This window comes from Bacillus sp. JJ634, assembly GCF_036962285.1.
Lineage (GTDB): Bacteria > Bacillota > Bacilli > Bacillales > DSM-1321 > Peribacillus > Peribacillus asahii_A.
Genome location: NZ_JBALMU010000092.1, coordinates 1 through 8,035, shown reverse-complemented (window position 1 = coordinate 8,035; position 8,035 = coordinate 1). Strand labels below are relative to the sequence as shown.

7 protein-coding genes and 1 pseudogene are annotated in these 8,035 nt (G+C 36.1%); 5 read left to right on the top strand and 3 right to left on the bottom strand.

The window, feature by feature from the left end; all coding sequences use genetic code 11:
• Positions 1–281: pseudogene (locus tag V7068_RS14340) on the bottom strand (aromatic acid exporter family protein); the annotation flags it as partial.
• A gap of 360 nt (positions 282–641) precedes the next feature.
• On the opposite strand from V7068_RS14340, the gene qoxA reads away from it, so the two are divergent.
• Genes qoxA through qoxD form a run of 4 tightly spaced genes read left to right on the top strand, consistent with a single transcriptional unit; the run spans position 642 to position 4,442 of the window.
• Positions 642–1,559: a cytochrome aa3 quinol oxidase subunit II gene (gene qoxA, locus V7068_RS14335; protein WP_127761000.1), complete on the top strand. Its 918-nt coding sequence runs from the start codon at positions 642–644 to the stop codon at positions 1,557–1,559.
• Between the two features lie 50 nt (positions 1,560–1,609).
• Positions 1,610–3,559 (top strand): cytochrome aa3 quinol oxidase subunit I, encoded by a 1,950-nt coding sequence (gene qoxB / locus V7068_RS14330; protein ID WP_252290144.1) that lies wholly within the window; start codon positions 1,610–1,612, stop codon positions 3,557–3,559.
• Positions 3,556–4,158, top strand: coding sequence for a cytochrome aa3 quinol oxidase subunit III (gene qoxC / locus V7068_RS14325; RefSeq protein ID WP_252290142.1), 603 nt, complete (start codon positions 3,556–3,558; stop codon positions 4,156–4,158). The genes qoxB and qoxC overlap by 4 nt, the downstream gene beginning before the upstream one ends.
• Complete coding sequence (qoxD, locus tag V7068_RS14320) at positions 4,155–4,442, top strand: cytochrome aa3 quinol oxidase subunit IV (protein ID WP_127760997.1); 288 nt, start codon at positions 4,155–4,157, stop codon at positions 4,440–4,442. Before qoxC ends, qoxD begins: the two co-directional genes overlap by 4 nt.
• A 145-nt stretch (positions 4,443–4,587) precedes the next feature.
• On the opposite strand, the gene V7068_RS14315 is transcribed toward qoxD, so the two are convergent.
• Positions 4,588–5,460 (bottom strand): LysR family transcriptional regulator, encoded by an 873-nt coding sequence (locus V7068_RS14315; RefSeq protein WP_499713347.1) that lies wholly within the window; start codon positions 5,458–5,460, stop codon positions 4,588–4,590.
• Positions 5,461–5,581: 121 nt separating this feature from the next.
• On the opposite strand from V7068_RS14315, the gene V7068_RS14310 reads away from it, so the two are divergent.
• Positions 5,582–6,847 (top strand): MFS transporter, encoded by a 1,266-nt coding sequence (locus V7068_RS14310; RefSeq protein WP_499713346.1) that lies wholly within the window; start codon positions 5,582–5,584, stop codon positions 6,845–6,847.
• Positions 6,848–7,107: 260 nt separating this feature from the next.
• Here V7068_RS14310 and V7068_RS14305 read toward each other — a convergent pair.
• Positions 7,108–8,035, bottom strand: a 928-nt coding sequence (locus V7068_RS14305) for an FUSC family protein (protein WP_499713345.1), incomplete at its 5' end; no start/stop codon positions are given.

Below are 8,035 nucleotides of genomic sequence, written 5' to 3'. Positions count from 1 at the left end.
TTTAATTTTAAACTTATTAAAATGACAATAATCATAACAAGATCCATGGCAAACGGATCATTTCCGAGAAAGTGCAAAGCGATTAATGTAATAATAGCACCTAAGGTATTAGTTTGTACTTGATTCTAGATATGTTTCCATGTTCGGTAAATCGACGGTTGGATAGTAAAAATAGCAGCTATTCCAGCAAACACTGCTGATTCAAGATTAAATAAAGAACAAATATATAAAGCAAGTGTAACAGCAATTCCTGTTTTAATAACTCGTGGGTCTAACTTCACAATGCTCAAATCCTCCGTTTCAGACGAAAGTCTAATTCAAATCTTCTTGACTTTATAAATTGCCATTTCCAATATACATCTTAACACCAATTTTTTATTAATTTTGGATTAATATTTCTTTTTTGATAATGTGTGTTTTTAATGGATACGAAATAGAAGAAATAGATGTAGCTCAAATGAAAAAGACTGTCCCTAATAGTCATCGAATAGTGATGGCATAAGGATTCAGTCTTTTTTTGTTTTCTTTTTTGATATTGGCTTATTTTCCAATATAAACACAGATAACTTCATTTTTTGGGATAACTTCATTTTTTCAGGATAACTTAGAAATAAAATCTTAAACAAGAGAGGAGTACATGTATGAACATAAAATGGTCTTTATTAGTTATTTTCTTTGTCATAGTCACTGTACTGACTGGCTGTGACCCACTAATGGTTCTAGATCCTAAAGGACCTCAAGCCCAAACGCAAGCTAATGTGATTTGGATATCTATTGCGATAATGTCAGTTATTACTATTGTTGTTTGTGCATTTTTGGTTTTTGTGTTGGTAAAATATCGTGACTCTAAACTACCTAAAGATTATGAACCTCCCTACATTGAAGGGAATCACCTTGTTGAGTCAATTATTGTTGGGGTTCCAATTTTAATTGTCATTTTCTTCTCGGTAGTTACTATCATTTCGAATAATAAAGTAGAAGCCACTCCAGAAAAGTACAAAGGGCAAGATCCATTAGTCATTTACGCTTCAACATCTGATTGGAAGTGGCATTTTAGTTATCCGGAGAATGGGATAGAAACTGTGAACTACCTGTATATTCCGACAAAACGACCACTTGAATTTAAACTGTATTCATTTGGGCCTATCACGGCTTTCTGGGTTCCGCAGCTAGGTGGCCAAAAATATGCCATGGCCGATATGGTAACTACATTGCATTTAGCTGCTGACGAAGAAGGTGAAATGATGGGAAGGAATGCAAACTTTAGTGGAAAAGGATTTGCGCAAAATATGTTTCATGTCGAAGCTATGTCACAAGCTGAGTTTGATGACTGGGTAAAGGAAGTTAAAGACACAGCAGAGCCTATTACGGAAGCAAAGTTTAATGAATTATTAAAACCTGGTTATACGGGACAATTAACGTTTACCGGAACACATTTAGGTTTTTCACCAGCTCCTGAACATCACCACGGTTCAAAAGATTCTAATGAAGATGTAAATGATGAATATATGGAGCATGATCATGAGTCAAGTAATGAATCAGCACACAATTATGAATAGTTTCTTGGCTTACCGCAAGAAAAATATGTTTAGAAAGGAAACACAAAAGTATGGGTTATTTCGCTAAATTTGCTGTACCTCATCCTAGTCCCGCAATTTATGCATCAATGATAGCCATTGGTGTGACAGTGTTTTTGGTTATTTTTGGTCTAACGTACTTTAAAAAATGGATTTACTTGTGGAGTGAATGGATAACAACTGTCGATCATAAAAAAATTGGTACTATGTATCTAATATCTGCTTTGTTGATGTTATTTCGTGGTGGGGTAGATGCTCTGATGATGCGCACACAAACTGCCGTACCAGATAATAAATTATTAGATTCACAACACTATAATGAAGTTTTTTCAGCACACGGGGTTATTATGATTATCTTTATGGCCATGCCGTACATTATGGCTTTTATGAACATCGTAGTACCCTTACAGATTGGAGCTCGAGATGTAGCATTTCCACGTCTAAATGCTATCAGTTTTTGGTTGTTTTTTATGGGTGCGATGCTATTTAACATCTCTTTTGTAATTGGCGGTTCGCCTGATGCAGGGTGGTCATCCTATTTTCCGCTTGCAGATAATGAATTTAGCCCGAGTGTTGGGACGAACTATTATATGATTGCTATTCAGATAGCTGGAATAGGTACATTAATGACAGGGATTAACTTTATCACGACTATTCTTAGAATGAGAGCACCTGGTATGACATTAATGAGAATGCCAATGTTTACATGGTCAGCTTTCGTTACAAGTATTATTATCATTTTTGCCTTCCCTGTATTAACAATAGCGCTGCTTATGGGAACAATGGATCGATTATTCGAAACCAAGTTTTTTGCAACGACTGATGGTGGTATGGATATGTTATGGGCGAACCTATTCTGGGTTTGGGGTCATCCTGAAGTATATATCCTAATACTTCCTGCATTCGGTATTTTCAGTGAGATTATCCCAACTTTTTCGCGACGCAACATATATGGCTACAAATCCATGGTTATCTCAATGGTTGTAATCTCTCTCTATTCATTTTTTGTTTGGACTCATCACTTTTTCACAATGGGTCAAACGGCATATGTTAATAGTATTTTCTCCATCACAACGATGGTTATTGCTATTCCAACCGGTATTAAGATTTTTAACTGGTTGTTCACGATGTGGAAAGGACGAATTAGGTTTACCGTGCCTATGCTTTATTCAATCGCTTTCATACCACTTTTTACAATCGGTGGAGTGACTGGGGTTATGCTTGCGATGTCGGCAGCGGATTATCAATACCATAATACAATGTTTTTAGTAGCCCACTTCCATAATGTCATCATTCCAGGTGTAGCATTTGCCGTGCTTGCTGGCAGCACTTACTACTGGCCGAAAATTTTTGGTTTTATGTTAAATGAAAGAATTGGAAAATGGGCATTCTGGTTTCTAACGATTGGTTTTTCCTTAGCTTTCTTCCCTATGTATATCACTGGTTTAGATGGACAAGCACGTCGGATGTATACGTATTCTGAAGCAACTGGATATGGACCATTAAATTTTGTTTCCTTTATAGGGACGGCTTTTATGACCATCAGCTTTATATTGATCGTGTATACCATTTACTACAGCATTCGTCATGCTCCAAGACATGTTGGCGGTGATCCATGGGATGCACGTTCTCTTGAATGGGCTACTCATAATCCAGTACCTGAGTATAACTTTGCTATTATTCCGCAAGTGGATTCAAGGGAACCATTTTGGGATGCTAAATACAAAGGACATGAATTATTCAAAGGTGACTATAAGAAAATTCATATGCCTAATAATAGTGGCGTACCGTTTATCATGTCTGCTATCTTCTTTGTGTTTGGATTTGCGTTAGTATTCAGTATGTGGATTCTGGCAGTCATTTCGTTAATCGGTATCTTTATTTGTATGGCCCATCGTTCATTTGAGATTGATCATGGACATTATATTTCTGTAGAAGAAATTAAAGAAACAGAAGTGAAAATGGGAGGTAATCATAAATGAAAGTAGATCACTCGCAGCCTCTTGAATATAGTACGGAACAAAATCGTTTGAATATTTTAGGCTTCTGGATTTTTCTTGGTGCTGAAATTATGCTCTTTGGAACACTTTTTACATCTTATTTCACATTAGTGGACCGTACAGGTGACGGTCCTACCGGGGCAGAAATTTTTGAAATCTTCCCCGTACTTATGGAAACTTTCTTGCTCTTAACAAGCAGTTTTGTCATTGGACTCGGCATTCATGCTATGCGACTTGGAAACAAGAAGGCTATGTTAACGTTCTTTGCCATTACCCTTCTCCTTGGACTGGGATTTTTAGGATTTGAAATTGATGAGTTCATTGTTTATTATCACGAAGGAGCTACCCTGCAAACTAGTGCCTTTACATCGATGCTCTTTACAACATTAGGAACGCATGGGGCTCACGTTACACTAGGATTTTTCTGGGGATTATTTATTATCATCCAGGTGGCAAAGCGCGGGTTAACGCCTGAGACGGCCAATAAATCATTCATTTTCTCTCTTTACTGGCATTTCCTGGATGTTGTCTGGATTTTTATTTTTACCTTTATCTACTTGGAAGGGATGACACGAGTATGAGAGAATTATTTCCAGCCAAACAGGTATGGGGCTTTATATTATCACTGGTCTTGACGGCAGCGGCCCTTCTAGTTTATTTCTTCAATATGTCGAGAACGATAGGCATGACGATTTTTATCGTGACAGCATTTATACAAGCATCTGTTCAACTCGTTGTGTTTATGCATGCTCGTGAAACAGATGATAGCAAATCTATTTTCGCGAATATATATTACGCCTTACTTATTGCCTTAGTGACGATTTTCGGTACACTATTATGTATGCTTTGGGGTTGGAAATACTGATCGGATGTATCGAAGGGGACCTCTATTTGCCGCGGCGGGAAAAGAAAAGTTGGATTTTGAAAAATATAGTATGAAACAAGCGTTCATTAAGTACAATTGTTACTTGATGAACGCTATTTGAGTTAGATTAAGGGTTCACTCTAAATTAAAACATTTCTATTACACAGGTTCGAAATAAATCTGCTGATGGTGATAATGTATGTCCATTTAACCAGGCGATGCCTATTTCCCTATGACAATATGGTTTGGAAATTGAAATTTGTTTAATCTTATCCGAGCTGATTCCATGAAATGCTGGAATGATGGTAACTCCAAGCCCGGACGAAACAAGACCAGCCAGAGTAGAAACGTCTTCTCCTTCAAATTTTATTCTCGGAGTAAAGCCTGCTTTTTCACAAAAGTTGTTAATGACCCCTCTCATCCCTAGTCCTTTCTTAAAGCCAATAAAATTGTCATCGGATAATTCACTAAGGACTACCGAAGACTTTGATGTGAACCGATGGTTGGCAGGTACATATAAGAACAGCTCCTCATCCATTAATGGATGCCATGTAATATTTGGGTTATGCTCAAATGAACTAATCAGACATAAATCAACTTCTCTGTTGAGGAGCTGCTGAATGCTGTTTAATGTTTTGTTCTGATAGAGTTGAATTTCCACATGAGGATATTGTTTGTTAAAATTGCTGATTATTTCAGGCAAAATAGTTATGCCTAATGTTTGTAGAAAAGCAAGAGAAACGGTTCCTGTATATGGATTTTTCAACTGATTAATTTCCTGGATGCCAATCGAAATCTCATTTAATCCATTTTCAACTCGTTTCAAGAAAAGTCGCCCAAACTTATTTAGCTGAACGGAACGTCCAGTCCGCTCAAAAAGTGTGACTCCAAGTTCTTCTTCTAATTTATGAATAGAACGGCTGAGGGCAGGTTGAGAAATGGCTAAGAGCTCTGCCGACTTTCTAAAGTGTTCTGTTTTTGCGACTACACGAAAATATTCAAGTTGCTGCCACTCCATTTTATACGCCCTCTTTCCTATTGATAATGAAAAGGTATCATTTTCATAATTATAATGCAATAGACGTTATCCTTATTTAAGAAGTACACTGAATGTAGATAAAAATAAGGAGAGGTTTTTTATGCAATATATCGAATTTGGCACCCCTGCATATCGTCGGATCTTCCTGAGCATGCTGTTAGGAAGTACCGTTACTTTTGCGATTTTGTACAGTCCTCAGCCGTTAATTCATACCTTTTCCAAACAATTTAATATATCGCCATCAACGTCAAGCTTAACAATTTCTTTTGCAACAGTCGCACTGGCAGTTAGCATGCTGTTTATTACAGTATTTTCAAATGCTTGGGGTCGAAAGAAAATCATGGGGATATCTTTACTTTTAACATCACTAGTGGGCATTTTAGCTTCTTTCAGCCCTGATTTTGAAACTTTGATTTTTTTACGGATAGTACAAGGAATTGCTATGGGCGGCTTTCCGGCTATCGCTATGACCTATTTAAGTGAGGAGGTTTCTCCAAAGCATATTGGGCGAATCATGGGTATTTATATAGGTGGTTCTGCTTTTGGCGGTTTTTTAGGGCGGGTAATTGTCAGTACATTAACTGATTTTTTCTCATGGCATATAGCTCTTTTAGTTTTAGGGTTATTTAGTTTAATAGGCAGCTTGTTGTTCTGGATTTATTTGCCTGAATCCCAAAACTTCAAAAAGGCAAACCTTTCATTTGGTAACTGGGCAACAGGAATATCAAGCGGTTTAAAGAATAAAAGCTTATTTTGTATTTATGGAATGGGTTTTTTATTAATGGGTGTCTATGTATCCTTATTTAATTATATTGGTTTTCCCTTATCAAAATCCCCATATTATTTAAGTCAAACCGCGATTGGCTTTTTATTCATTTTTCAATTGACTGGATCATGGAGTTCGTATCTTTTTGGGAATCTTACAGAAAGATATTCACGTTCTCGTTTGGTGAGTGGGGCTATTGTCATGGCTCTGATTGGCTCTTTGATGACATTATCAAGTAATATCTTTCTTCTCATTATAGGACTCGTTTTATTTGCATCCGGATTCTTTGCGGCTCATAGCATAGCAAGTGGCTGGATAGGCATCATTTCACCCCCTCGTTCAAAAGCATATGCTTCATCTTTATACTTATTGTTCTATTATATTGGATCCAGTCTAATTGGTTGGTTTGGCGGAGTATTTTTAAGCCATTTTGGATGGGGTGGAGTTATTTTTATGATTTGCGGGCTATTAATCTTCACTAGCTTACTGGTAATTGTAATAAGTCAATCCCTTCGTTTATCACGGATGGAAGCGGTTCAAACGTCGGAAACAAATCTAGAGCGTACTTCTCTCGAAAATCAGCGTAAGGAACGTGCTTAATTAAAAGAAAGGAAGTGTCAAACACAGTAAAAAGAATAAAGGAGAGAAGTAACATGGAACGTTAAAAAACATATATTCCTGTGCTAAGTAGGGATATATGTTTTTTGATTTTTGAATGCTCAATAGTTAATCAAATAGTAGGGGAATCGGTCTATAGTCTAATAATTCCATTGGTATATTATAAGTGATTCTTTCAGACGTGTATTCAGAAGATGCTTTTATATTATCATTCATCCGTTGTTTAATCGAGTTTTTTAAAGTTATTTTAATTTTTTTATATATTGTTCAACTAGACGATTCAACCGCTCAATTTGAAACGCATAATTATAAATGGATGAGCCGATTACAGCGAGTTGGATTTTTTGTTTATGGTCTTCGTTATAAGAATAAATAACTTTTTCTAAAAAGGAAATTGTTTGCCCCATAATATCGCCTTCAAGTTGGGGTTCATCAATTTTTATTTTTCCATCGTACTTTAATAAAAAAAGTTCATGATACTTGATTAAATGTTCTAAGTGTTGGTCAAATAACAAATTTTCTTCTGTGCTTGGTTTACTTTGAAAATAAAAGGAGTCAATATTTTCTAATACAATAAATCCTTGGTGAAGGGATTTAAGCATTTGCTTGAACACGACAATTTCGCGTAAATTCATGTTATTTAATTTTGCCATTTTTTCACGTTCTTCATCAAATAGCTTATATTGGTCTTCTAATTTTAAAATATCATTTTCTAATTGCTTCAGTTGATCTTGGAACGATTTTTCTGTCATTTCATTGGAAATAGCCGTTCGCATGAGGAGTGACATATTTTGAAAAATAGTATGAACTTTCTCTATGTAATTTTTCTTGTAATTGGGTGGAAAAATAAAAATATTCACTAATAAAGCTGATGTCATTCCGATTAAAATAATTCCAAAGCGATGCAAAGCAAAGCTCAAATCCTCATTTCCGGGTGCACTCATGATTGCGAGTACGGTAACTAATGTAAGTGAAATGGTTTCCTCCATCTTTAATTTTAAACTTATTAAAATTACGATGATCATAACAAGACCCATGGCAAACGGATCATTCCCAAGAAAATGCAAAGCAATTAGTGCGATAATGGCACCGAGGGTATTTGTTTGCACTTGGTTCCAGATATGTTTCCATGTTCGGTAAATCGATGGTTGGATTGTAAAAATGTCAGCT